This is a genomic window from Mycobacterium sp. P2_H7, assembly GCF_056403275.1.
The window spans coordinates 172,033-196,197 of the sequence record NZ_JBFUFU010000006.1; the positions used below are offsets into that span (position 1 = coordinate 172,033).

At 67.5% G+C, this 24,165-nt stretch carries 23 protein-coding genes, 1 tRNA gene and 1 other RNA gene; 14 read left to right on the plus strand and 11 right to left on the minus strand.

Going from position 1 to position 24,165, the window contains the following annotated elements:
- The 3 genes from AC1DY7_RS09415 to AC1DY7_RS09425 are packed head-to-tail and all read left to right on the plus strand — an operon-like array spanning position 1 to position 3,167.
- The gene (locus AC1DY7_RS09415; protein WP_477493404.1) at positions 1-1,326 is read left to right on the plus strand and encodes an FMN-binding glutamate synthase family protein; all 1,326 of its coding nucleotides are present in this window, start codon (positions 1-3) and stop codon (positions 1,324-1,326) included.
- Positions 1,323-2,507, plus strand: coding sequence for an NAD(P)/FAD-dependent oxidoreductase (locus AC1DY7_RS09420; RefSeq protein WP_477493405.1), 1,185 nt, complete (start codon positions 1,323-1,325; stop codon positions 2,505-2,507). The genes AC1DY7_RS09415 and AC1DY7_RS09420 overlap by 4 nt, the downstream gene beginning before the upstream one ends.
- Before the next feature lie 15 nt (positions 2,508-2,522).
- A complete protein-coding gene (locus AC1DY7_RS09425; protein WP_477493406.1) occupies positions 2,523-3,167 on the plus strand; it encodes a helix-turn-helix domain-containing protein in 645 nt (214 codons plus the stop codon).
- On the opposite strand, the gene AC1DY7_RS09430 is transcribed toward AC1DY7_RS09425, so the two are convergent.
- Entirely contained in the window at positions 3,168-3,317 is a 150-nt protein-coding gene (locus AC1DY7_RS09430; RefSeq protein ID WP_477493407.1) for a hypothetical protein, read from the minus strand.
- A 117-nt stretch (positions 3,318-3,434) separates the two neighbouring features.
- On the minus strand, positions 3,435-4,382 hold the full coding sequence (locus tag AC1DY7_RS09435; protein WP_477493408.1) for a hypothetical protein: 948 nt from the start codon (positions 4,380-4,382) through the stop codon (positions 3,435-3,437).
- A 174-nt stretch (positions 4,383-4,556) separates the two neighbouring features.
- On the opposite strand from AC1DY7_RS09435, the gene leuA reads away from it, so the two are divergent.
- The gene (gene leuA, locus AC1DY7_RS09440; protein WP_477493409.1) at positions 4,557-6,353 is read left to right on the plus strand and encodes a 2-isopropylmalate synthase; all 1,797 of its coding nucleotides are present in this window, start codon (positions 4,557-4,559) and stop codon (positions 6,351-6,353) included.
- On the opposite strand, the gene AC1DY7_RS09445 is transcribed toward leuA, so the two are convergent.
- The gene (locus AC1DY7_RS09445) at positions 6,350-6,967 is read right to left on the minus strand and encodes a class I SAM-dependent methyltransferase (RefSeq protein ID WP_477493410.1); all 618 of its coding nucleotides are present in this window, start codon (positions 6,965-6,967) and stop codon (positions 6,350-6,352) included. The genes leuA and AC1DY7_RS09445 overlap by 4 nt on opposite strands.
- Before the next feature lie 72 nt (positions 6,968-7,039).
- Here AC1DY7_RS09445 and AC1DY7_RS09450 point away from each other — a divergent pair, with 72 nt between their 5' ends.
- The 3 genes from AC1DY7_RS09450 (at position 7,040) to AC1DY7_RS09460 (ending at position 10,516) form a co-directional block, all read left to right on the plus strand.
- Positions 7,040-7,906, plus strand: a complete 867-nt coding sequence (locus tag AC1DY7_RS09450; RefSeq protein ID WP_477493411.1) for a helix-turn-helix transcriptional regulator — start codon at positions 7,040-7,042, stop codon at positions 7,904-7,906.
- Positions 7,907-8,265: 359 nt separating this feature from the next.
- Complete coding sequence (locus AC1DY7_RS09455) at positions 8,266-9,570, plus strand: AurF N-oxygenase family protein (RefSeq protein WP_477493412.1); 1,305 nt, start codon at positions 8,266-8,268, stop codon at positions 9,568-9,570.
- A gap of 40 nt (positions 9,571-9,610) precedes the next feature.
- Complete coding sequence (locus AC1DY7_RS09460; RefSeq protein ID WP_477493413.1) at positions 9,611-10,516, plus strand: class I SAM-dependent methyltransferase; 906 nt, start codon at positions 9,611-9,613, stop codon at positions 10,514-10,516.
- A gap of 6 nt (positions 10,517-10,522) precedes the next feature.
- Here the strand turns inward: AC1DY7_RS09460 and AC1DY7_RS09465 are convergent, their stop codons facing one another.
- A complete protein-coding gene (locus AC1DY7_RS09465; RefSeq protein ID WP_477493414.1) occupies positions 10,523-11,512 on the minus strand; it encodes a DEDDh family exonuclease in 990 nt (329 codons plus the stop codon).
- Positions 11,513-11,586: 74 nt separating this feature from the next.
- Between AC1DY7_RS09465 and AC1DY7_RS09470 the strand changes: the two genes are divergently transcribed.
- Positions 11,587-12,873: a MurT ligase domain-containing protein gene (locus AC1DY7_RS09470; RefSeq protein WP_477493415.1), complete on the plus strand. Its 1,287-nt coding sequence runs from the start codon at positions 11,587-11,589 to the stop codon at positions 12,871-12,873.
- Complete coding sequence (locus AC1DY7_RS09475) at positions 12,870-13,577, plus strand: type 1 glutamine amidotransferase (protein ID WP_477493416.1); 708 nt, start codon at positions 12,870-12,872, stop codon at positions 13,575-13,577. Before AC1DY7_RS09470 ends, AC1DY7_RS09475 begins: the two co-directional genes overlap by 4 nt.
- A 10-nt stretch (positions 13,578-13,587) precedes the next feature.
- On the opposite strand, the gene recR is transcribed toward AC1DY7_RS09475, so the two are convergent.
- Together recR and AC1DY7_RS09485 are read right to left on the minus strand one after the other, a co-directional pair.
- The gene (recR, locus tag AC1DY7_RS09480; protein WP_477493417.1) at positions 13,588-14,199 is read right to left on the minus strand and encodes a recombination mediator RecR; all 612 of its coding nucleotides are present in this window, start codon (positions 14,197-14,199) and stop codon (positions 13,588-13,590) included.
- 1 nt (position 14,200) lies between these two features.
- A complete protein-coding gene (locus AC1DY7_RS09485) occupies positions 14,201-14,533 on the minus strand; it encodes a YbaB/EbfC family nucleoid-associated protein (protein ID WP_477493418.1) in 333 nt (110 codons plus the stop codon).
- Between the two features lie 124 nt (positions 14,534-14,657).
- Here AC1DY7_RS09485 and AC1DY7_RS09490 point away from each other — a divergent pair, with 124 nt between their 5' ends.
- Positions 14,658-15,410, plus strand: a complete 753-nt coding sequence (locus AC1DY7_RS09490; RefSeq protein WP_477493419.1) for an Rv3717 family N-acetylmuramoyl-L-alanine amidase — start codon at positions 14,658-14,660, stop codon at positions 15,408-15,410.
- On the opposite strand, the gene AC1DY7_RS09495 is transcribed toward AC1DY7_RS09490, so the two are convergent.
- The gene (locus tag AC1DY7_RS09495; RefSeq protein WP_477493420.1) at positions 15,407-15,844 is read right to left on the minus strand and encodes an SRPBCC family protein; all 438 of its coding nucleotides are present in this window, start codon (positions 15,842-15,844) and stop codon (positions 15,407-15,409) included. The genes AC1DY7_RS09490 and AC1DY7_RS09495 overlap by 4 nt on opposite strands.
- 83 nt (positions 15,845-15,927) lie before the next feature.
- On the opposite strand from AC1DY7_RS09495, the gene AC1DY7_RS09500 reads away from it, so the two are divergent.
- Positions 15,928-17,307 (plus strand): FAD-binding oxidoreductase, encoded by a 1,380-nt coding sequence (locus AC1DY7_RS09500; RefSeq protein ID WP_477493421.1) that lies wholly within the window; start codon positions 15,928-15,930, stop codon positions 17,305-17,307.
- Entirely contained in the window at positions 17,304-18,611 is a 1,308-nt protein-coding gene (locus tag AC1DY7_RS09505; protein ID WP_477493422.1) for a class I SAM-dependent methyltransferase, read from the plus strand. Before AC1DY7_RS09500 ends, AC1DY7_RS09505 begins: the two co-directional genes overlap by 4 nt.
- Here AC1DY7_RS09505 and AC1DY7_RS09510 read toward each other — a convergent pair.
- The 4 genes from AC1DY7_RS09510 to ffs all read right to left on the minus strand — a co-directional run bounded on the left by AC1DY7_RS09510 (position 18,553) and on the right by ffs (position 23,127).
- On the minus strand, positions 18,553-19,659 hold the full coding sequence (locus AC1DY7_RS09510) for a GGDEF domain-containing protein (protein WP_477493423.1): 1,107 nt from the start codon (positions 19,657-19,659) through the stop codon (positions 18,553-18,555). The genes AC1DY7_RS09505 and AC1DY7_RS09510 overlap by 59 nt on opposite strands.
- A gap of 121 nt (positions 19,660-19,780) precedes the next feature.
- Positions 19,781-21,688, minus strand: coding sequence for a DNA polymerase III subunits gamma/tau (locus AC1DY7_RS09515; RefSeq protein WP_477493424.1), 1,908 nt, complete (start codon positions 21,686-21,688; stop codon positions 19,781-19,783).
- Between the two features lie 27 nt (positions 21,689-21,715).
- The gene (locus AC1DY7_RS09520) at positions 21,716-22,996 is read right to left on the minus strand and encodes an aspartate aminotransferase type Ic (RefSeq protein ID WP_477493425.1); all 1,281 of its coding nucleotides are present in this window, start codon (positions 22,994-22,996) and stop codon (positions 21,716-21,718) included.
- 34 nt (positions 22,997-23,030) lie between these two features.
- Positions 23,031-23,127, minus strand: an RNA gene (gene ffs / locus AC1DY7_RS09525) — signal recognition particle sRNA small type.
- Positions 23,128-23,241: 114 nt separating this feature from the next.
- On the opposite strand from ffs, the gene AC1DY7_RS09530 reads away from it, so the two are divergent.
- Positions 23,242-23,327: transfer RNA gene (locus AC1DY7_RS09530), tRNA-Ser, on the plus strand.
- Between the two features lie 82 nt (positions 23,328-23,409).
- Positions 23,410-24,123, plus strand: a complete 714-nt coding sequence (gene lucA / locus AC1DY7_RS09535) for a lipid uptake coordinator LucA (protein WP_477493426.1) — start codon at positions 23,410-23,412, stop codon at positions 24,121-24,123.
- The last annotated feature ends 42 nt before the right edge of the window (positions 24,124-24,165 follow it).

The following is a 24,165-nucleotide window of genomic DNA, read 5'->3' on the forward strand; positions in this document are numbered from 1 at the left end:
ATGACTTCTGTAGACGACCGGGCCCGGCTGGGCCTGCGTGAATCCGCCACCTTCGACCGCCCCACCATCGCCGCGATCCAGCGGGCTGCGGAGACGGGGATCTACGACATCCGCGGCTGGGGCGCCAAACGCGCCCTGCCGCATTTCGACGACCTGCTGTTCCTGGGCGCGTCGATGTCGCGCTACCCGCTGGAAGGGTACCGCGAGCGCTGCGGCACCGATGTCGTGCTCGGCGACCGGCATGCCAAACACCCACTGCACCTGGATATCCCGGTCACCATTGCGGGCATGAGCTTCGGCGCGCTGTCCGGGCCTGCCAAGGAGGCACTGGGCCGCGGCGCCAGCGCGGCCGGCACCTCCACCACCACCGGGGACGGCGGCATGACCCCCGAAGAACGCGGACAATCGAAGAACCTGGTGTACCAGTACCTTCCGTCGCGGTACGGGATGAATCCCGACGACCTGCGCAAGGCCGATGCCATCGAAGTGGTACTCGGCCAGGGCGCCAAGCCCGGTGGCGGCGGAATGCTGTTGGGGCAGAAGATCTCCCCGCGAGTCGCCGGGATGCGCACCCTGCCCGAGGGCATCGACCAGCGCAGCGCCTGCAGGCACCCGGACTGGACCGGACCCGATGACCTGACCATCAAGATCAACGAGCTGCGTGAGATCACCGACTGGGAGAAGCCGATCTACGTCAAGGTCGGGGCCACCCGCACCTATTACGACGTCAAGCTCGCCGTGCATGCAGGTGCCGACGTGGTGGTGGTCGACGGGATGCAGGGCGGCACCGCCGCGACGCAGGATGTGTTCATCGAGCACGTCGGCATCCCGACGCTGGCCGCTGTGCCGCAGGCAGTCCAAGCCCTGCAAGAACTCGACGTCCACCGGAAAGTTCAACTCATCGTGTCCGGCGGCATCCGCTCCGGTGCCGACGTCGCCAAGGCCCTGGCGTTGGGCGCCGACGCGGTGGCCATCGGCACGGCTGCACTGATCGCCCTGGGCGACAACCATCCCCGCTACGCCGCCGAGTACGAAAAGCTCGGCAGCGCAGCCGGTTTCTACGACGACTTCCAGGACGGCCGCGACCCCGCAGGCATCAGCACCCAGGACCCCGACCTGGCGGCGCGGTTCGACCCGATCGAGGGGGGCCGGCGGCTGGCCAACTACCTGCGGGTGCTCACCATGGAGGCCCAGACCATCGCCCGCGCCTGCGGTAAGGCGCACGTCACCCACCTCGAGCCCGAGGACCTGGTGGCCGTCACCATCGAAGCGGCCGCCATGGCCAGGGTGCCGCTGGCCGGCACGAACTGGATTCCCGGGACATGACCACCGCAGAGGTCGTGATCATCGGCGGCGGCTTGGAAGGCGCCGCGGCAGCCTGGGCCCTGAGCGGGCGCGGGATCAGCGATGTCTTTGTCGCCGAACGCAATACCGTCGGGTCCGGGATGACCGGTAAGTCCAGCGGTATCGTGCGGTGCCACTACGGCGTCAGCTCGCTGGCGGCGATGGCAGCGGTGGGACTGGAGGTTTTCGAGCAGGCGCAGGATATCTTCGGGACTGACATCGGCTTCCGGCAGACCGGTTACGTCGTCGGCGTCGGTGAACACAACGTGGACAGCATGCGCAGAAGCCTGGCTGCCCAACGTGAAGTCGGCGTGCAGACCGAGGAGATCGACGCGACCGAGGTCGCCGCGATGTGGCCGTGGGCCGACCTGGAACCGTTCGCTGCCTTCGGCTGGGAGGCCCGGGGCGGCTACGGCGACGCTTATCAGACCGCGCAGGCCTTCTCGGTGTCTGCGCGCGCGGCCGGGGTACGGGTCCGGCAGGGCACCGAGGTCACCGGGCTGATCATCCACGGCGACAAGGTCACCGGGGTGCGCCTGGCCGACGGCACGGAGGTGTCGGCAGGCACGGTCGTCGTCGCCACCGGGGTGTGGACCCGACCGTTCCTGGCACCCTACGGCGTCGACGTGCCCATCGAGGTGCACCGCGAACAGATCATGATGATCAAACCCGGCGTGGATGTCGGGCTGGTGCCGGTGTTCTCCGATCTGGTTTCCCTGCAATACATCCGGCCCGAACCGAACGGTGAGCTGCTGTTCGGGAACTCCGATCTGGTCGCGCTGGACATCGCAGATCCCGACGCGTACTCCAACCGCGCCGACGACGCGTTTGTCGACCTCACCGTCGACAAGATCAGCACCCGCTTCCCCGGGCTCACCGACGCCGCCATCGCCGGCAGCTATGCGGGTTGTTACGACGTCACGCCGGACTGGAATCCGGTGATCTCCCCCACGGGCATCGACGGGCTCATCGTGGCGGCCGGGTTCAGCGGTCACGGCTTCAAGATCGCCCCTGCCGTCGGTCGCCTCGTCGCTGATCTGGTCGTGGATGGGCGCAGCGCGGACCCGCGGATCCCGGAGGCCGATTTCCGGTTGTCCCGGTTCGCCGAGGAAGATCTACTCAGGAGCCCGTACCCGTACGTCGGTGCGGGCGAGATGCGGTAGGACAGGAGTGCCCAGGTGAGCGACCTTCCCCTGCTTCGCAATTCCGGCACGGCGCGGGACCGGGATCCGCAGGCGCCGGCCGACGACCTCGAGTTCGAGGCGGCGATCGGCCGCAATGTGCGCCAGTTGCGGCTGGCGCAGGGACTCACCGTCGCGGAGATGGCCGCGCGCGTCGGGATCTCCAAGGCGATGCTGTCCAAGATCGAGAACGCCCAGACATCCTGCAGCCTGTCCACGCTGGCATTGCTGGCCAAGGGCCTGGATGTGCCGGTGACCAGTCTGTTCCGCGGTGCCGACGTGGAACGCCCGGCCGCGTTCGTGAAATCGGGCACCGGGGCGCGCATCGTGCGTAACGGGACGAAGGAGGGGCACGAGTATCAGCTGTTGAGCTCGCTGCGCGGCGAGCACAAACGCCTGGAATGTCTGCACGTGACGCTGACCGAGAAGAGCCGTACCTATCCCCTGTTCCAGCATCCGGGCACCGAGTTCATCTTCATGCTCGAGGGTGTCATGGACTACAGCCACAGCCGGTCGGTGTACCGGTTGAGTCCCGGTGACTCGCTGCAGATGGACGGCGAAGGGGCGCACGGGCCGGTGGATCTGGTGCAGGTGCCGATCCGGTTTCTGTCGGTGATCGCGTTTCCGGATACCCAGGTGTGACTACTGCCCCTGGTAGGCGACGTGGGCGGTGCTCGAGGTCTCCAGACCGGACACTCCACCCGCGGCGCCGAAGAGACCGAGGGCGGCCACACCGAGAACGCCGGCGGCCAGGATGGGGGCGGCGAGGGCCTTGGCGATTTTGTTCATCATTCGAGTTCCTTTGTCTGCGTGTGCTGTTGACACAGACATTGCCGCGCATGTGACCGTCGGCCTGTCGGGTGACCGGTGGATGATCCGGACGAATCCGTCGTCCCCCGATCGGGGGAATCAGCCGAAGAGCTTGCCCGCGGCCACCGCGATGTCGCCGATGGTGTCGCATCGCGCCGGGACGCTCTCCACCATGACGGACGGGCGGATCACCACATCGGAGGGTCGTTGGTAGTCGCCACCGAGCAGCTTCCGGCGCATCGGAGCACCGACGAAGACGCTCGCCGCACAGAACTGGGTGTCGACGAACACGTCGACCCCGTCTCGGCTGTGCTGCGACCGGGTGTCGGTGTCCGGCTCGAACAGCTGCGGCGCCAAGGTGAGACGAACCGCCGTGCCATCGGTCAGCGTGACGGCACACAGGTGCGGCCGGGTCGCGCCGACATCCCACCGAGCCCCCGGCATCACCTGCAGGATCTCGCAGGGATCGCGCTCGGCGAGCGCGACCGGATAGGCCGACACACCGTCGCGGATGGGCGGCCGGTTCGCGTCCAGGATCGGCGCGGCCGACCGTCCGACCTGATCGGCGAACGCACAGGCCTGGTCGGTGATCGGAGAGATCCGGACCACCGGCTGCACCGGACCGGGCAGCGGCGGGGCGCCGGGCAGGCGGGTGAGCAACAGCGGCGCCACGTACTGGCATGCCGCCTGGTCCAAAGTGCCCAACTCGACCTCGACACTGAGATAGCGGCGGGCGCTGTCACCGGCCACCTTGATGTCCACATCGCATTCGCCGAATGCGAACATCGTTCCGACAGAACCGATTTCACCTACCCGGGCCAGCGCGGCGCGGGTCAGCAGGTCACACGGGTCGACGCGGCGCAGGGCCCGCAGATACGCGAGCCGGTGGCGTTGAGTCGGGCTGACCTGCTGACCGTAGGTGGGCACCGGGCCGGCGAAGAAGAAGGCAGGGTCGGGTGCCGCGGCGTGTGGTGTGACATCGAGGGCGCGGGCACATCCGGGGAGGCCCAGTGCCATCACCAGGAACAGGACCAGCACTGACAGCACAGAGCGGGGTTTTGGCGCCACAGCTATGCGGAGTACAGTAACCCACGTGCAGCGGGTGCTCCTTCTCGGACGCCGCGACGGGGTCTGACCAGACCGGCAACCCGTCGCGGGTGTTTGGTGATGCGCCGGTCTGAAATCCACGGGATTGATCCCAAAGACTCCGGAGCAGACATCATGAACAGCCCAGACGCTTACTCTTCCGCCCGCACCATCTCCACGCCCGCCGGTCCGCGCCGCGACGGCCAGCCCGCCTGGAACACCCAGCGCGCCTCCTCGATGCCCGTCAGCCGATATCGCACCTTCGCCGCCGAGGTCGAAGATGTCGCCCTGGCCGACCGCACCTGGCCCGACAAGGTCATCACTCACGCCCCCGGTTGGTGTGCGGTGGACCTGCGCGACGGCAATCAGGCCCTGATCGACCCCATGAGCCCGGAGCGCAAGCGCCGGATGTTCGACCTGCTGGTGCGGATGGGCTACAAGGAGATCGAAGTAGGTTTCCCGTCGGCCAGCCAGACCGACTTCGACTTCGTCCGCGAGATCATCGAACAGGGCGCCATCCCCGCGGATGTCACCATCCAGGTGCTGACCCAGTGCCGGCAGGAGCTGATCGAGCGCACTTTCGAGGCGTGTGCGGGTGCCCCGCAGGTCATCGTGCACTTCTACAACTCGACGTCGATACTGCAGCGCCGCGTGGTGTTCCGTGCCGACCGCGACGCCGTCAAGAAGATCGCCACCGACGGTGCCACGATGTGCGTCGGCGAGGCCGCCAAATACCCCGAGACCAACTGGCGTTTCGAGTACTCCCCGGAGTCCTACACGGGCACCGAACTGGAGTACGCCGTGGATGTCTGCAACGCGGTGGCCGACATCGTCAAGCCCACCCCGGAGTGGCCGCTGATCGTCAACCTGCCCGCCACCGTCGAGATGGCCACCCCGAACGTCTACGCGGACTCCATCGAGTGGATGAATCGCCACCTGGCCCCGCGGGACTCCATCATTCTGAGCCTGCACCCGCACAATGACCGCGGAACCGGTGTCGCCGCAGCCGAATTGGGCTATCAGGCCGGCGCGGACCGGATCGAGGGCTGCCTGTTCGGCAACGGTGAGCGCACCGGCAACGTCTGCCTGGTGACCCTGGGCCTGAACCTGTTCTCCCGCGGGGTGGATCCGCAGATCGACTTCTCCAACATCGACGAGATCCGCCGCACGGTCGAGTACTGCAACCAGCTGCCCGTACACGAGCGCCACCCCTACGGCGGCGACCTGGTGTACACCGCCTTCTCCGGCAGCCACCAGGACGCCATCAACAAGGGCCTGGACGCTATGAAGATCTCGGCCGACGAGCAGGACGCCGACATCGACGACATCCTGTGGCAGGTGCCCTACCTGCCCATCGACCCCAAGGATGTCGGGCGCACCTACGAGGCCGTCATCCGGGTCAACTCGCAGTCCGGCAAGGGTGGCGTGGCCTACATCCTGAAAGCCGATCACGGCCTGGTGCTGCCGCGCCGGCTGCAGGTCGAGTTCTCGAAGGCCATCCAGGCGATCACCGACGGTGAAGGCGGCGAGGTGTCGCCGAAGGCCATCTGGGATGTCTTCGCCGACGAGTACCTGGCACCGATCACCCCGCTGGAGCGGATCCGGCAGAAGGTGGACGCCGCCGAGGTCGACGGCGGCACCGACACCATCACCGCGACGGTGTTGATCAACGGGGAAGAGCGCGAGATCGTCGGCGCCGGGAACGGCCCGCTGGCCGCGTTCTGCGATGCCCTGGGCGCCATCGGTTTCGACGTCAACGTGCTGGACTACTCGGAGCACGCCATGTCCTCCGGCGAGGAGGCACAGGCCGCCGCCTACGTGGAGGCCTCGATCGCCGGCAAGACGGTGTGGGGCGTGGGCATCGCGACGTCGATCACCACGGCGTCACTGCGTGCGGTGGTCTCCGCGGTGAACCGGGCGGCCCGCGGCTAACCGCGGTCGGGGCGCGTGGCCCGGTAGAACGCCACCGGACCGAACAGCCGCAGGCGGTGCGACGGGAACGTCACGCAGTCGAAGCCGGTGCTGCGCAGCAGTCCCGGAAGCCGGTCCGGCAGGTGATGTCCGCCGACGACGTCGACGATGTGCAGGCTGCCGCCTGGGCACAACACCCGGAAAGCCTCGGCCACCGCGGTGTTGAGAACCTCCGGGTCCAGGTGGTGCAACATCATCGAGGACAGCACCCGATCGAACGTGGCGTCCGCGCAGGGCAACTCCTGCGCGTACCCGCGCTCGAACGTGACTTCCGGGGATTTCCTGAGCGCCCTGGCCAGTGCCCTGGGATCTGGATCGATCCCGGTCACCTGGGCGGTGGGTGCGGCGCGTCGTACCCTTGCGGTGAGATTTCCTGTACCGCAGCCGATTTCGAGCACCCGGACCCCGTCGAACAGTTCGGCCTGCGCCACCAGCGCATCGTAGGCCGGCGGCATACCGAGCACACGGGTGAGCAGGTCGTAGCCCGGCAACAGCAGATCGTGGCCGGCCGCGGGAATGTAGTCGTGGGTAGCGCGCCGGGACCATGACACCGGAGGCGGATGATCTTTTGTCATGTCTTCAGCATGCCGCCATCGTGAACTGCGGTGTTGGGTGATCTTGGGCAGTTTCAGGACTATCTTCGGTTCATGACGTCATCGGTCCGGCCGGCCCGGCACCGCGACGGTGTCCCGGTCTACGAGTACTCGACGGCCGCGCACACCGAACCCGTCGCCGTGGTCCGGCTGTCGTCGCCCGACACCCTGTTCGAGAAGCGCCGTCACATCCACGACTTCCCGCTGCTCACGTACCTGAGCGATAGCGGCTCGGTCTACGTCGTCGCCGCGGGCGAACCGATCGAGCCGGTCTTGGTCCAGGGCCGCCTCGACGCCATCGCCGTATTCTTCGACCCGGCCGCCCTCGGCGACGGCACGCGCTCGCCGTTGCCGACCTGGCGCAGCCATCCCCTGCTGTTCCCGTTTCTACACGGCGGCACGGGCGGACTTCTACACCTGCAGGTACCGCCTGATCGGAAGATGTTCTGGGTCAACGCCATCGACGCGGTCGAAGCGGAGTTGTCCACCCGCAGAGAAGGTTACCGGCAAGCCGCGCTCGCCCATCTGACCCTGTTGCTGATCGATCTGGCCCGCATGACCGACGATGTGGCCACGGATCTTCGGCGCAGTGGCGAGCCGTTGATCGCCGAGGTGTTCGCCCTGATCGAGCGCCGCATGGGCGAGCCACTGTCCCTGCGCGACGTGGCCGCCGAACTCGGGTTGACTCCCGGACATCTGACCACCGTGGTACGCCGGCGCACCGGGCGCACGGTGCAGGAGTGGATCGTCGAACGACGGATGACCGAAGCCCGCGCCCTGCTCGACGGGACCGGGCTGTCGGTCGCCGAGATCGCCCTCCGCATCGGGATCGGCGACCCCGCCTATTTCGCCCGAGTCTTCCGTCGCCACCACGGCCAGTCGCCACGGCGTTGGCGAGCCTTGCCCGACCACCAAATGTAGGGGCCCGGGTACGTCGGCGCCACTGCCCGTTGTGCCACGCCGCGACCTCTGCCGAAACCCGATTGCCCGGCAAGAGCTTTCGGCTCCGCTGGGGCCAGTAACGGGTCAGTGCGCAATGCATAACGACTTGATGCACTTGCGTACACAACGATACAAACGCTGGTACCAATTGCTGTAGCAACAAGCTGGATGGAGATCGGTATGCGATGGCATTGTCCGCCGGCACCGCGCGTCGAGACACCGGCGCCGGTCCGCATAGGTTCTGACCTGCAATGTCAGCGCCCACAGGCGGACTCCGGGCACGCCGGATGCCAACGGATCCCCGGTTCGGCACCGCGCGGCGTCAGATCGCGCAGCAAATGACATTACTTAGCCAGGCGGACGACACGTCCGGTGCCGACTACTCCGAGAGAGTCAGCGCACTCACCGACGCGATGTCCCGCCTCAGTTTCGATCCCTACGTCGACATCGACTGGGACGCACCAGAGAACGCCGTAGACGCGAATGATCCACGCTGGCAACTGGATCCGAGTGTGGCTCCGATCGCGGCAACGCGATGGCATGACGAACAGTCGCTGCAGCGCCGTACCGACATGGGCCGCTGGATGACCGCGAACATGCTCAAGGTCACCCTTCAGTTCGAGATGATGCTGATCCGTGGAGTGGTGCACTACGCCGGCTCACTGCCGAACGGCGCCAACATCTTCCGGTATCTGCTCCATGAACTGTCCGACGAGTGTCATCACATCCAGATGTTCCAGGAGTTCGTCAACCGCACGGGCGACGACGTTCCCGGTATGCGCCGCGCATCACGGATCATCGGGCCGATCTTCGCCTTCATCGGCGGCTACGCCAACATCTTCCTCTTCATCGGTGTGCTGTGCGGCGAACAGCCACTGCATTTCCAGCAGACGCTGCAGCATCGGGGCGCGGCGCAGGTGACCCCACTGCTCAACCGCATCACCTCGATTCACCTGGCCGAAGAAGCACGGCACATCACTTTCGCCGACATCCATCTGACGCAGCGCATCAAGAGCGCCGGGCGCCTGCGCCGAGCGTTCTACGCCATCACCTTTCCGTTCTTCCTGCGCTGGCTGATCGGCGAGATGCTGACTCCGCCAAGAGCATTCGTCCGCGAGTTCGGGATTCCGCGCCGGGTGTTCAAATCTGCGTACTGGCGCAGCGACTACTCACGCAAGCTGATGGCGGAATCCGCGTCCGACGTTCGCCGCCTCGCCGACGAACTCGGCCTGCGCACGACATGGTCGCGCTGGATCTGGCGGCTGTTGGGCATCGACGGGCGCATGCCGCGCTACCGCGGCGAACCGGATCGCAGGCCTGCGATCACCCTGGTCGACGAGCGTCGAGGGGTGGTCTGGGCCCGCTTCACGGCCGCGGTGCTGATGGCGGGGGTGGCCCTGCTCGCCACCCCGGACGGACTACGCATCATCGCCGTCGCCGCCGCGGGGACGGCCACCTGGGCGGTCTACCACACACTGCGGGAGCGACGAGGCGGCGTCGTGGGTAACCAGCCCTTCGAATGGCCGAGGTTTCTGGTCTGGGTTGCGTTGTGCGTCACCATGATTCCCGCCGGCGGCTTGATCGGCCTCGCCCTGGTGGTGCTCATGATCCTTGCGCTCGCCGAATGGACACCCACCGCATGACCGAACAGACACCGACCCTGGATCAACCGGAAAGGCTGAAATGACCCTCTCACCCACCACCGAGTTCGCGGAGACCACTGACATGGAAACCCTTTCGGCACAACTGCCGTCGAAGGTCGCGCTGCCCTACTTCGACCTGCTCATGGATGAGCGTCAGGACGGCGGCGAGACGGGCCAGCTCTGGGAGAACCAGGTGCACTGGGGTTATTGGGAGAACCCCAGGTCGGCGGAGGGCACCCGGGCCGACTACATGGCCGCCATGGAAGCGATGAACGGTGTGCTGTTCGAGGCAGGCAGGCTTGCCGACGGACAGACGTTGCTCGACGTGGGCTGCGGGTTCGGCGGAACCATCCAGCAGATCAACGGCACCTATTCGGGCATGGACCTCACCGGGCTGAACATCGACCCGCGCCAGCTCGCCGCCGCCGACGCCCAGACGACGCCCCGGCACGGGAACACCCTGCGCTGGATCGAGGCGGACGCGTGCGAGCTGCCCTTCGAGGACAACTCCTTCGACCGGATCCTGGCAGTCGAGTGCATCTTCCATTTCCCGTCGCGGCAGAAGTTTCTCGCCGAAGCCGCCCGGGTCCTCAAGCCCGGTGGGTGCCTGGCCGTGTCCGACTTCGTCCCGACCATGACGTTCTTCGGCAGGACCCCCATCTGGGCCGCGATCCGCCCGCGTGTCGCGAAGTCCTACGGGACGATCGGCGACATCCCCTTGAGGGGCTACAAGTCGATGGGCCGACGTGCCGGCCTCGACCTCGGCGCGCGCCGCAACATCCGGAAGAACACCATGCCGACCTACCCCTTCCTGCTGAAGTTCTTCCGCAAGCAGGCGTCCGAGGATGCCCAGAACACCATGGTCGTCGGCACCTTCTGGATGAAGTGGCTGTCCAAGCTGGGCCTTCTCCAGTACCAGGTGTACACGTTCGTCAAGCCGTCCTGAGGACGGTCAGAACAGCGTGAACTGATCGCCGTCGGCCGTGGTGTCGGTGAACGCCTCGACATCACGGCCACCGACGGTCTGCTCGATGAGCGCCATGAACTCGGTGTCGCTCATCAGCGGGATGCCGAGTTCGACCGCCTGGTAACCCCTGCCCTGCTCGGGTACCGGCTCGTTGCAGAGCACCACCGAGGTCTGCTGGTCGATGTTCTCGGTGTAGGCCAGCCCCGCATCGAGGATCCGTTCGATGACCTCTTCGTGGGTGCGCGTCATGTCGGCCGACAGGGCCACCCGCATGCCCTGCACCAGCGGGCGACCCGCCAGGAACGGGCCCGGATTCTGATACGGGCACGGCAACCGGGCGGCCAGCGCCTTCAGCGGCCGCAGCTCCTCGTGGGTGACCTGACCGCTGGGCCAGGTCTTGCGCGTCACCGACCGGATGGGCAGCCACGACTTGCGCTCGCGGGCGGCCACCAGCGTCGGCTTGAGGATCTGTGCCAGCACCAGGGCGTCGTCGAGCGCGTCGTGCGGGCGCATCTGGGTGACACCCCAGTGCGCGGCCAGGGTCTCCAGCCGGAGGTTCTCGGTGCCCAGCGCCAGCCGGCGGGCCAATTCCACCGTGCACATCACCGATTCGACCGGAAGCTCGGCACCGACCAGTTCGGCCTCGGCGGCCAGGAATGCGTAGTCGAACGCGACATTGTGGGCCACCAGCGTGCGGCCACGCAGGATCTCCATCAGCCGGGGTGCGACCTCGGCGAACGTGGGCTGGCCCTCGAGCATCTCCGCGGTCAGCCCGTGCACATGGGTGGGACCGGGATCCACGCCCGGGTTGAGCAGGCTGGAAACGCTGTGTTCAACGCTGCCGTCGTCACCGACTGCGAGCGCCGCCACACTGACCACCCTGGCCTCGCCGGGACGAAAACCCGTGGTCTCGACGTCGACGACGGCCCAGCCCGCGCCCGGCTCGACCGCCGGTCGTCCCCAGGTCTGGCTCATGGTTCGAGGATGACACGGTGGTCCGACAACACGCCGATCGCAGGCACGCGTGTCGGGCCCCTAAAATTCTCCTGATGGCCGTCACTACACGCGGAAAAATGGCGCTGGGCGCGGGTGCTGCCGCGCGCTGGGCGTCGCGGGTCACCGGCCGCGGCGCGGGTGCGATGATCGGCGGCCTCGTCGCGATGACACTGGATCCTTCGATCCTCGGCCAGCTCGGGGCCGGACGACGCTCGGTGGTGGTGACCGGCACCAACGGCAAATCCACCACCACCCGGATGACCGCGGCCGCGCTGGCCACCCTGGGTCCGGCAGAGCCGCGGCGGCGGCGACATCAGACAGTGGCCAGCAACTCCGAGGGCGCCAACATGGACGCCGGCCTGGTGGCCGCGTTGGCCGGCGCCCGGGACGCCGAGCTCGCCGCGCTGGAAGTCGACGAGATGCACGTGCCGCACGTCAGCGATGCCGTCGGGCCCGCGGTCGTGGTGCTGCTGAACCTGTCCCGGGATCAGCTGGACCGGGTCGGCGAGATCAACCACATCGAACGCACCCTGCGGGCGGGCCTGGCGCGCCATCCCGGCACCGTGATCGTCGCCAACTGTGACGACGTGCTGATGACCTCGGCCGCCTACGACAGCCCGAACGTGGTGTGGGTCGCGGCGGGCGGCGGCTGGGCCGGCGACTCGGTGAGCTGTCCGCGGTCGGGCGAGATCATCGTGCGCGACGGCATCGAATGGTATTCCACCGGAACCGATTTCAAGCGTCCGTCACCTCAATGGTGGTACGACGAGACCAATATCTATGGGCCGGATGGCTTTTCGCAGCCCATGCAACTGGCCCTGCCAGGCATGGTGAACCGCGGCAACGCCACCCAGGCGGTCGCGGCCGCCGTGGCGCTCGGAGCGGACCCGGCCAGGGCGGTGGCCGCGGTGGGCGGCGTCGACGAGGTCGCCGGCCGTTACCGGACCGTGCAGATCGGCGCACACACGGCCCGTCTGCTGCTCGCCAAGAATCCGGCCGGTTGGCAGGAGGCCCTGTCGATGGTCGACAAACACTCTGCGGGAGTGGTGATCTCGGTCAACGGGCAGGTTCCCGACGGCGAGGACCTGTCCTGGCTGTGGGATGTGAAGTTCGAACAGTTCGTCGATGAGCCGCTTGCGCGAAGAGCAGACAATCAAGGGACGCAGGTGGTCGCCGCAGGCGAGCGCGGAACGGACCTCGCGGTGCGACTCGGCTACGCGGGCGTGGAGCACACGCTGGTGCACGACACCGTCGCCGCGATCGCGTCCTGCCCGCCCGGGCACGTCGAAGTCATCTGCAACTACACCGCTTTCCTGCAACTGAGCCGGCGGGTCTCATGACCATTCAGATCGGGCTGGTGCTCCCCGACGTGATGGGCACCTATGGTGACGGCGGCAACGCGGTGGTGCTGCGGCAGCGGTTGCGGTTGCGTGGCATCGACGCCGAGATCGTCGACATCACGCTCGACGATCCGGTGCCCGACTCACTCGATCTCTACACCCTCGGTGGCGCAGAGGATTACGCGCAGCGGTTGGCCACCAAACACCTGATCCGCTATCCCGGCCTGCAGCGGGCGGCGGCCAACGGTGCGCCGGTGCTGGCCATCTGCGCGGCCATCCAGGTGCTGGGGCACTGGTATGAGACGTCGGCCGGGGAGCGCGTGGACGGGGTCGGCCTGCTCGACGTCACCACCTCCCCGCAGGAGGCCCGCACCATCGGTGAGGTGACGTCGGTTCCGCTGGTCGACGGTCTCACCGAGCCGCTGACCGGATTCGAAAATCACCGTGGCGGAACGGTTCTCGGTTCCTCAGCGCAGCCACTGGCCCGGGTGAGCAAGGGCGCGGGCAACCGCCTCGGTGACGGCATCGACGGCGCGGTACAGGGCAGCGTGGTGGCCACCTACCTGCACGGGCCGTGCCTGGCCCGCAATCCACAACTGGCCGACCACCTGCTGAGCCGTGTCGTCGGCGAGTTGGCGCCCCTGGACCTGCCCGAGGTCACCCGGCTGCGCACCGAACGACTGGCGGCCCCGCGCCGCGCTTAACGGGTTGTGCTCAGACCATGGCGCGGCGGCCGGCCAGGGCGCGGCCCAGGGTCAGCTCGTCGGCGAACTCCAGGTCCCCGCCCATCGGCAGGCCGGACGCGATCCGCGTGACCGACAGGCCCGGGATGTCGCGCAGCATGCGCATCAGATAGGTGGCGGTCGCCTCGCCCTCGGTGTTCGGGTCGGTGGCGATGATCACCTCGGCGACGTCGACACCGTCGACCCGCTCACCGATCCGGTTCAGCAACTCCCGGATCCGCAACTGATCCGGGCCGATTCCCGACAGCGGATCCAGCGCGCCACCCAGCACGTGATAGCGACCGCGGAACTCGCGGGTGCGCTCGACGGCCTGAATGTCCTTGGGCTCCTCCACCACACACACCAGCGAGGCGTCACGGCGCGCGTCGTTGCAGATCCGGCAGCGCTGCTCGTCGGAGACGTTGCCGCACACCGAGCAGAACGTGACACCGTCGCGGACCCGGCCCAGCACCGCGGTCAGCCGGTCGATGTCGGGCGGCTCGACGGACAACAGATGGAAAGCGATGCGCTGGGCGCTCTTCGGCCCGATCCCGGGCAGCTTGCCGAGCTCGTCGATCAGATCCTGGACCGGGCCTTCGAACAACTCAGAATCCCGGAATCTGCAAGCCGCTCATCCCGCCGGCCAGCGGACCCAACCGGGTCTGCGCCAAGATGGTGACCTGCTTGGAGGCATCCGCCAGCGCGCCGACGATGAGGTCCTGCAGGGTGTCGGGGTCCGCCGGGTCGATGACCTTGGGATCGATGGCCACCGCCGTCACCTCGCCGCTGCCCTTCATGGTGACCTGCACCAGTCCGCCGCCACCCTGGCCGTGCACCTCCGCGTTGGCCAGCGACTCCTGCGCCTCCATCAGCGCCTGCTGAACCTGCTGAGCCTGCGCGAGCAACGCGGACATATCGGGTGCGCCTTCGGGTTGCATGGCCTGTTCCTTTTCGAGTCTGACGCTGCGCGTTGATTGCGGCCCGGTCTCGACTTGGTTTCGCTCCCGAGCCGACGGCGGTTTGCCCTTCAAGACTAGTCTCCACCCCGGTTACGGTGGCGCCGTGCACGTCCCCAACAGCTTGCGTGTCGGCGCCACGGCACTGCTCATCGCCGCAACCCTGTCCGCCGCCGGCTCTGTCCCCGCTGCCGCCGCTCCGGCCAGCATCGCGGGCAAGATCGTCTTCCTCGACCCCGGTCACAACGGTGCCAACGACGCGTCGATCAGCCGGCAGGTGCCGACCGGACGGGGCGGCACCAAGGACTGCCAGGCCAGTGGTACCAGCAGCAACTCCGGCTATCCGGAACACAGCTTCACCTGGGACACCACCCTGCGGGTGCGGGCCGCGCTCACCCAACTCGGGGTGCGCACCGCGATGTCCCGGGGCAACGACGATGCGCTGGGCCCCTGCGTCGACGAACGCGCCGCGATGGCCAACGCGATCCGCCCCAACGCGATCGTCAGCATCCACGGCGACGGCGGGCCGGCCAACGGCCGCGGCTTCCACGTGTTGTATTCGTCGCCGCCGCTGAACACCGCCCAGGCCGGTCCCGCCATCCAGTTCGCGCAGGTGATGCGGGATCAGATCCAGGGATCGGGCATCCCGCCTGCCAACTACATCGGTTCCGGCGGCCTGGACGCGCGCTCGGACATCGCCGGGCTGAACCTGGCGCAGTACCCCTCGATCCTCGTCGAGTGCGGCAACATGAAGAACCCCGCCGACTCCGCCCAGATGGAGACGGAGTCCGGACGCCAGAAATACGCCGACGCCATCGTCCGCGGCATCGTCACCTACCTGGCGTCCGGTGTGAGTTAGCCCTCGATTTCCTTCTTCAGGTTGGCCAGCACCGCGTCCTGAATCTTGCGCAGGCCCAGCGGCGCGAACGTCTTCTCGAAGAATCCCTTGACGCCGCCCGCACCCTGCCACGAAGTCTTGACCGTCACCGTCGACCCGGTGCCCGCCGGTGCCACCGTCCAGCTGGTGACCAGTGTCGAGTTGGCGTCCTTCTCGATGACGGTCTTACCCGCCACGTCGACGGTCGCCTTGATGTCGCGCACGCGAGACTCGGTGGCCTGCAGCTTCCAGGTCACGACCGTGCCCGCCCCCTGGCCACCCTCGAGCACCTGGTAGTTGCTGTAGTGCGAGGAGAGGATCTTCGGCCGCACCGTCTGGTAGTCGGCGACGGCGGCGAGCACCGCTTCCGGCGTCGCTTCGATCAACACCGTGTTGGACGCGCTGACCTGTCCCATGTGAGAAACTCCCGTGTCATATAAGGGGCGTGCCCCCAGTGTGTGCGGTCGCGTCGTCGGCGACCGAGGACTAGCGTATATGTGTGTCTGTTGTTGTGACCGACGCACATGGGGCCCATGCTGCGGGGGTGCAGCGGCTGCTGGACAGTTACCGCGCCATCCCCGCGACAGCCACTGTGCGCCTTGGCAAGCCCACGTCCAACCTGTTCCGCTCGCGCGCGAAAAGCACGGCCAAAGGCCTGGACACCTCCGGCCTGACGGGCGTGATCGGCGTCGACGCGCAGGCGCGCACCGCCGACGTGTCCGGGATGTGCACGTATGAGGATCTGGTGGCGGCCACACTGCCGCACGGGTTGTCACCACTGGTCGTGCCGCAGCTCAAGACGATCACCCTCGGCGGCGCCGTCACCGGGCTGGGCATCGAGTCCGCCTCGTTCCGCAACGGGTTGCCGCACGAGTCCGTTCTGGAGCTCGACGTTCTGACCGGCGCAGGCGAAATCCTCACCGCGAGCAGAACTCGGTACCCCGATCTCTTTCATGCCTTCCCGAATTCCTATGGCACGCTGGGCTACTCGGTGCGCCTGAAGATCGAGCTCGAACCTGTGAAGCCGTTCGTCAGCCTGCGCCACCTGCGCTTCCACACCATCGAGGACCTCATTGCCGCCATGGAGCGGATCATCGACACCGGCGGGCACGACGGTGTGCCCGCCGACTACCTCGACGGCGTGGTCTTCAGCGCCGATGAGAGTTACCTGTGCCTCGGGGTGCAGACCGCCACCCCGGGACCGGTGAGCGACTACACCGGCCGGCACATCTACTACCGCTCCATCCAGCATCCGCGCGGCGAGCAACACGACCGACTGACCATCCATGACTACCTGTGGCGGTGGGACACCGACTGGTTCTGGTGTTCAAGGGCTTTCGGCGCCCAGCATCCGATCGCGCGCCGGGTATGGCCACGCCGCTATCGCCGCAGCAGTTTCTACTGGAAGCTCATCGGTTACGACCGCCGGTTCAACATCGCCGATCGCATCGAGAAGCGGCACGGCCGGCCGCCACTGGAGCGGGTGGTGCAGGACGTCGAGGTGCCCATCGGCCGGGCCGCGGAGTACCTGCGCTGGTTCCTGACACACGTGCCCATCGAACCGATCTGGTTGTGCCCACTACGTTTACGCGGCGACACCGGGTGGCCGCTGTATCCGATCCGCCCGCACCACACCTACCTCAACATCGGTTTCTGGTCCTCGGTGCCGGCCGGCGCGACCGAAGGGGAGACCAACAAGCTCATCGAACACAAGGTCGGCGAACTCGACGGGCATAAATCGCTGTACTCGGACGCTTTCTATTCGGTGGAGGACTTCGACGCACTCTACGGCGGCGCGGCGTACCGGACGGTGAAGAAGACCTACGACCCCGATTCCCGACTGCTCGACCTGTATGCGAAGGCGGTGCAACGAAAGTGACCACGTACAAGGACCGGTCAGCGGCATCCACCGGCCGATTCAGCTTGGCCGAGATCCTCGAAATCGTTGCTGCGGGCGAACTCCCATTGAAATTCACCGCGTACGACGGCAGCACGGCCGGCCCCGAGGACGCACCCGTCGGGCTGGATCTCAAGACGCCCCGGGGCACCACCTACCTGGCCACCTCACCCGGTGAGCTCGGATTGGCCCGCGCCTACGTGGCCGGCGACCTGGACATGCTGGGTGTGCATCCCGGCGATCCGTACCAGCTCCTCAGGGCACTAACCGACAAAATGCACTTCAAGCGGCCACCGGCACGGGTACTGGCCAACATCGTCGCCTCCATCGGTGTGGAGCATCTGTTGCCCATCGCCCCACCTCCGCAGGAGGCACTGCCCCGCTGGCGCCGGACGGTAGAGGGACTGCGGCACAGCAAGACCCGCGATGCCGAGGCAATCCACCACCACTACGACGTGTCGAATACGTTCTACGAGTGGGTACTCGGCCCCTCGATGACCTACACCTGCGCGTGCTATCCGGATGAGGGCGCCACCCTCGAACAGGCGCAGGACAACAAGTACCGCTTGGTGTTCGAGAAACTACGCCTGCAACCGGGCGACCGGTTGCTCGACGTGGGCTGCGGCTGGGGCGGGATGGTCCGCTACGCCGCCCGGCACGGGGTCAAGGTGCTGGGTGTGACGCTGTCGGCCGAACAAGCCTCGTGGGCGCAGAAAGCCGTCGTGGACCAGGGGCTGTCCGACCTCGCCGAGGTCCGCCACTGCGATTACCGCGACGTATCCGAATCGGACTTCGACGCGGTGTCCTCGATCGGGCTGACCGAACACATCGGCGTGGCCAACTACCAGTCGTACTTCCGGTTCCTGCAATCGAAGATGCGCCCGGGTGCGCTGCTGCTGAACCACTGCATCACCCGTCCGGACAACCGGACCGGTTCCAACGCAGGGGGATTCATCGACCGGTATGTCTTTCCCGACGGGGAACTCACCGGCTCGGGACGCCTCATCACCGAGGCACAGGACGTCGGGCTCGAAGTCGTGCACGAGGAGAATCTCCGCGAACACTACGCGATGACGCTGCGCGACTGGTGCCGCAACCTGGTCGAGCATTGGGACGAGGCGGTGGCCGAGGTCGGGCTGCCCACCGCCAAGGTGTGGGGCCTGTACATGGCCGGGTCACGCTGGGGCTTCGAATCGAATATCGTTCAGCTGCACCAGGTTCTGGCGGTCAAGCTGGACGATCGGGGCGGGAACGGCCTACCGCTGCGTCCGTGGTGGAATCCGTAGCGTAGACGACGCACGCCCCACCGCCCGACCGCTTGGCGTCGTACATCGCCGAATCCGCATGGCGGACCACATCATCGACCGCGAAGTGTTGCGCCGACGACGACATCGCGGCGACCCCGATACTGACGGTGAACTCTGCCCCGGCCGTCTGCACGCGGGTCAGCGGTGTCAGCCGGTCCACCAGTTGGGGTACGACGTCGAGGCCGTCGAGGAACGCCACCAGCACCAGTTCGTCACCACCAATCCGCCCGGTGATCTCGCCAGGCAGCGCCACGCTCTGCAACCGGTCGGCCAGGGCCACCAGCGCCGCATCCCCGAGGGCGTGCCCGCCGTCGTCGTTGAGCTGTTTGAACCGGTCGATATCGCAGACCGCCGTCACCACGACGACGGGTGCATCGCGCGCCAGCACGGTCCCGACCGCGGCATGCATGCCCCGCCTGTTCCGCAGTCCGGTGAGGGCGTCGCGGTGGGCCGAACGCACCGTGCGCACGATGGCACGCCTGCCGAGTTCGATCAGCACCGAACCGGCGAGCGGGATCACCACCACCCAGGTGAGTGCCGGCATGAAGTAGATGAACAGGCCGAACAGACTACGGTGTTCGAAGGCCACCGCCCAGGCGCTGATACCACCGATGAGGAGAGCACCGAACGCGCAGTGCGCCCGCAGGATTCGCACGCCGAGGATGAACCCGACGTACACGCCGATCAGCCCCAGGTACGGCGTGGCGCACAGCCGCGCTGACGGCGTGGACATGGTGATCGCCGTGGCCGCGACCGCGGCGTTCGCCCACACCACGAAGACAACCGCCTGACCGAACGTCGGCCACGGTCCGCGCAGCCAGCGCACCCCGACGGCGGCGGCGCTGACCATCACCGCGGCCTGCACCACCCGCGCCACGGTGCCGGACGGGCCGGCCGGGTGAAACTGAACGATGAATCCGAGTCCGGCCAGACCGAGGCACGACAGACCCACCACGGCCATGAAGACGCGCATGAAGCGGCCCTCGCGCAGCGAGCTGGTGGCGAACCGATATTCCCGTCTGCCCACACATGCTCCCAAGTCGTAGCTATAGCTAGGACACGACTCTAGCGTGCAGAGGGCAGGTACTGGCTAACAGAGCGGAGGCCGGCGCCATTCCAGGGAAGGGCTCACAGCAAAGTCGGAGACGTCAGCCCTTGTCGATGCGACGGGCGCCCAACTCGGTCTGCAGCAGTTCGATGGCCACCTCTTCCGGGTCGCGGCGAACCACCTCGGAGGTGTCGTTGCTGGCCTCGGCGAGCATGCGTTCCTCTTCGACCGCGGGATCGGCCGGCGCGGCGGCGGGCCCTGCGCCGGGGGCCGGTACCGCCTCACCGGTGTCCGGCACGCATTGGACCTGCCAGTCCACACCGAGCGCATCCTTGATCGATTCCCGGATGATCTCGGCGTTCTTCGACTCGGCGATGCGCTTCACCAGGCTGGGGGCCGGGTGGCTGAGCACCAGGGTGCCGCCGTCCACCGTGCGCACGATGGCGTCGGCGAGCATCGCGTTGAGCGCCTTGCTGCGGCCATTGACCTTCTCGCGCACCGTGTTCCACATGCTCCGGACCGCGGCCGCGTCGGGCTCACCGACCGCGACGGCCTCGGGGGTGGGTGCGGGCGGCACCACGGCCGCCGGGGCGGGCGCGGGAACCGGTTCGGGCACTACGGGCACCGGTTCGGGAGCCGGCGCCGGTTCGGGTACGGGCTCTGGCACCGGCTCGGGCCTGGGCACCGGTGCCGGCACCGGCGTCGGCTCGGGGACCGGTGGCGACGTGGGCTCGGGGACCGGAGCCGACTCGGCTTCGGGTGCGTGCGGTTCCTGGTCGGTACGACTGGGCCGGACGAACTGCCGGGTCACCGGAGCCGGTGGCGGCGGGTTCAGCTCACTGTTGGGGACCGACACATCCAGTCGCGTCTCGATGCGCTCGATCCGTTGCAGCAGAGCCGATTCGGTATCGCTGGCCGAGGGCAGCAGCAACCGGGCACAGACCACCTCGAGCAACAGCCGGGGCGCGGTCGCCCCGCGCATCTCGCCGAGCCCCGCGTGCACCACCTCCGCGTAGCGGGCCAGCGTCGCCGAACCCAGCCGGTGGGCCTGTTCGCGCATCCGCTCCAGCACATCGACCGGCGCATCGACGACACCGCGGTCGGCGGCATCGGGTACCGCCTGCAACACGATGAGGTCGCGGAACCGCTCCAGCAGATCGATCGCGAAGCGGCGCGGATCGTGGCCCGCATCGATGACCGATTCCACCGCGCCGAACAAGGCGGCGGCATCGCCCGCGGTGAGGGCGTCGACGGCGTCGTCGATCAACGCGACGTCGGTGGCGCCCAGCAGCGACAGGGCGCGCTGGTACACCACCCGATTGCCGTCGGCCCCGGCCACCAGCTGGTCGAGCACCGACAGGCTGTCGCGCGGGGATCCGCCGCCGGCCCGGATGACCAGCGGGTAGACGGCGTCATCCACCGTCACGCCCTCGTCGTGGCAGATGCGCTCCAGCAGGCCACGCATGGTCTTGGGCGCCAGCAGCCGGAACGGATAGTGGTGGGTGCGGGACCGGATGGTCGGCAGCACCTTCTCCGGTTCGGTCGTGGCGAAGACGAAGATCAGGTGGTCCGGCGGCTCCTCGACGATCTTGAGCAGCGCGTTGAATCCGGCGGTGGTGACCATGTGCGCTTCGTCGACGATGAAGATGCGGTAGCGCGATTGGGCCGGGGCATAGAAGGCCCGGTCCCGCAGCTCGCGGGTGTCGTCGACGCCACCGTGGCTGGCGGCGTCGAGCTCGACGACGTCCACGTTGCCCGGCCCGTTGGGCGCCAGCGCCACGCACGAGTCGCACACCCCGCAGGGCGTAGGGGTGGGGCCCTGTTCGCAGTTGAGCGAGCGGGCCAGGATGCGCGCCGACGACGTCTTGCCGCACCCACGCGGCCCCGAGAACAGGTAGGCGTGGTTGATGCGACCGGCCGACAGTGCCGTCGACAGCGGTGCGGTGACATGCTCCTGCCCGACGACCTCGGCGAAGCTTGCGGGTCGGTACTTCCGGTAGAGCGCCACGGTCAGCAGGCTACCGAGCGGGTGCGACTAATCACGAGTCAGCAGCGACTCGGTGGCCGCGAGCAGCGCGCACGTCGACAACCCGTCGATCGCTTCGCGCAGGTCGGACTCCCCGGGGAAGCTCGGGGCGATCCGAATGTTCTTGTCCTCGGGGTCTTTTCCGTACGGGAAGGCGGCCCCAGCGGCGGTCACGGCGATACCCGCGTCCTTGGCCAGCGTGATGGTGCGCTTCGCCGTTCCTGGCAGGACATCCAGGCTGACGAAGTAGCCGCCCTTGGGATCGGTCCACGAGGCGATCTTGGACTCCCCGAGGCGGTCCTCCAGGATCTCCGCGACCAGCGCGAACTTCGGGGCCAGCAAGGCGCGGTGCCGCTGCATCAGCAGGCGCACACCGTCGGCGTCGCCGAAGAACTTCAGGTGCCGCAGCTGGTTGACCTTGTCCGGGCCGATGGTCTTCTTCCCGGCGTGCTGCAGATACCAGGCGATGTTGCCGAGTGAGCCACCGAAGAAACTCACCCCGGCGCCGGCGAAGGTGATCTTCGACGTCGACGCGAATACCAACGGGCGGTTGGGGTTTCCGGCCGCCGCGGCCAGTCCGAGCACGTCGACCTGGCGGGTGAATTCGGTGGTGATGGTGTGCACGGCGTAGGCGTTGTCCCAGAACAGCCGGAAATCGGGGGCGGCCGTCTTCATCTGCACCAGCCGCCGGACGACCTCCCAGGAATAGGTGGCCCCGGTCGGGTTCGCGAACACCGGCACACACCACATGCCCTTGATCGCCGGGTCGGCGGCCACGAGTTCCTCGATGAGGTCGGCGTCCGGGCCGTCCTCACGCATCGGCACGGGAACCATCTCGATGCCGTAGCTCTCGGTGATCGCGAAGTGCCGGTCATAGCCGGGAGCCGGGCACAGGAATTTCACCACCGGCTCGTTCACCCACGGCATCGGGGAGTCCACGCCGCCGTGCAGCAGCGAGAACACCACCGCGTCGTGCATGAACTCCAGGCTGGCGTTGTTGCCGGCGATCAGGTTGGGCACCGCGATCCCGAGCAGTTCACCGAAGATCGCCCGCAGTTCCGGCAAGCCGTGCAGCCCGCCGTAGTTGCGGGTGTCCGTACCGTCCGCGTCACGGTAGGAATCGGGTCCCGGCAGCGACAGCAGGCCGTTGGACAGGTCCAACTGAGCGGGCGACGGCTTACCCCGAGTCAGGTCGAGGGCCAGCCCCTTGGCTTTCAGCGCGGCGTAATTCTGCTGCTGCAGGTCATGCTGGGCGGCCAGTTCGTCACGGCCGAGGGACTCAAACGACACTGCGGGCCTTTCAAAGCCGTCAAGACAAGTCGAGACAAAGGGGACCCCGCGCACCCGCCAGAGCCCATTGACCCTTGCTGCCTTCCGGCCCTGGGGGAGTTCACAGGATGGACGCCGCGCGGGGTCCGGTGAGTGAGTGTAGTCCCCTGCCAGGGGGTGGAGCGGAGCGACCGGGGGAACTAGCACAGAGTGCGCCGACCCTGGCGTGGTCGGGCCACTCCCGACGGTCGGCTACGATTGCCGACGGAGGATTCGCCTAGTGGCCTATGGCGCTCGCCTGGAACGCGGGTTGGGTTAATAGCCCTCAGGGGTTCAAATCCCCTATCCTCCGCGCTCGGTCCGGGGCGCGACCCGGCGATTGTCACCAGACGATCGACCTGGTCGCACCCCGGCCCACCGATTCAAGGAGGACCATGCGGCGCGGGATCGCGGTGCTGTGGCACGCCACGTCTCTTCTGCTCGCGGCGGCCCTGTATTTCTTCTTCGTACTGCCGCGCTGGTTCGAACTGACCGGCCAATTGCCGCACACCCTGGGCACCGCGATGCGCATCGTGTGCGGTGTGCTGGTCGCGTTGAGCGCCCTGCCCGTGTTCCTCACTTGGTCACGCACCCGTAAGCCCGGGCTCGGCACGCCCACCCTGGCCTTGTCGCTGCGCGTGTGGTCGATCGTCGCGCATGTGCTGGCCGGTGTGCTCATCGCCGGCGCCGGCATCAGCGAGATCTGGCTCAGCCTGGACAGCGCCGGCCAGTGGTTGTTCGGCATCTACGGCGCCGCTGCCGCGATCGCCCTATTGGGGGCGTTCGCCTTCTACCTCGCCTTCGTGGCCGAGCTGCCGCCGCCACCGCCGAAGCCGCTCAAGATCAAAGCGGAGAAGAACAGCCGCCGCGGCCAAGACGAGATTTCGGACACATCCGAGCCTGCCGACGCGCCGGACGAGACCGAAACCGCCGAGGTGGCCGCCGACGGCGACGCGACCGCGACGGATACGGAATCCGTCGCCGGTAACGAAGAAGCCGACGGTACCGATACCGAAACCGAGGCCGGTGGCAGCAAGCTGCGCAATCGCCGGCCTGCCGGAAAAGCACGGCGTGGCCGTACTCGTAGCGGGATAGCCGTCGAGGACTGAGCGCCTGCGTGTCGCTACGTCGACAGTTTCCGGTCGCACCGT

Excerpts from the sequence above, each read along its gene's own strand:
- lucA (WP_477493426.1), top strand. The coding sequence starts at position 23,410 with ATGCGGCGCGGGATCGCGGTGCTGTGGCACGCCACGTCTCTTCTGCTC.
- AC1DY7_RS09485 (WP_477493418.1), bottom strand. The coding sequence starts at position 14,533 with ATGCAACCCGAAGGCGCACCCGATATGTCCGCGTTGCTCGCGCAGGCT.
- AC1DY7_RS09495 (WP_477493420.1), bottom strand. The coding sequence starts at position 15,844 with ATGGGACAGGTCAGCGCGTCCAACACGGTGTTGATCGAAGCGACGCCG.
- AC1DY7_RS09470 (WP_477493415.1), top strand. The coding sequence starts at position 11,587 with ATGGCCGTCACTACACGCGGAAAAATGGCGCTGGGCGCGGGTGCTGCC.
- AC1DY7_RS09430 (WP_477493407.1), bottom strand. The coding sequence starts at position 3,317 with ATGATGAACAAAATCGCCAAGGCCCTCGCCGCCCCCATCCTGGCCGCC.
- AC1DY7_RS09475 (WP_477493416.1), top strand. The coding sequence starts at position 12,870 with ATGACCATTCAGATCGGGCTGGTGCTCCCCGACGTGATGGGCACCTAT.
- AC1DY7_RS09465 (WP_477493414.1), bottom strand. The coding sequence starts at position 11,512 with ATGAGCCAGACCTGGGGACGACCGGCGGTCGAGCCGGGCGCGGGCTGG.
- AC1DY7_RS09450 (WP_477493411.1), top strand. The coding sequence starts at position 7,040 with ATGACGTCATCGGTCCGGCCGGCCCGGCACCGCGACGGTGTCCCGGTC.
- leuA (WP_477493409.1), top strand. The coding sequence starts at position 4,557 with ATGAACAGCCCAGACGCTTACTCTTCCGCCCGCACCATCTCCACGCCC.
- AC1DY7_RS09460 (WP_477493413.1), top strand. The coding sequence starts at position 9,611 with ATGACCCTCTCACCCACCACCGAGTTCGCGGAGACCACTGACATGGAA.
- AC1DY7_RS09455 (WP_477493412.1), top strand. The coding sequence starts at position 8,266 with ATGACATTACTTAGCCAGGCGGACGACACGTCCGGTGCCGACTACTCC.
- AC1DY7_RS09420 (WP_477493405.1), top strand. The coding sequence starts at position 1,323 with ATGACCACCGCAGAGGTCGTGATCATCGGCGGCGGCTTGGAAGGCGCC.
- AC1DY7_RS09445 (WP_477493410.1), bottom strand. The coding sequence starts at position 6,967 with ATGACAAAAGATCATCCGCCTCCGGTGTCATGGTCCCGGCGCGCTACC.
- AC1DY7_RS09415 (WP_477493404.1), top strand. The coding sequence starts at position 1 with ATGACTTCTGTAGACGACCGGGCCCGGCTGGGCCTGCGTGAATCCGCC.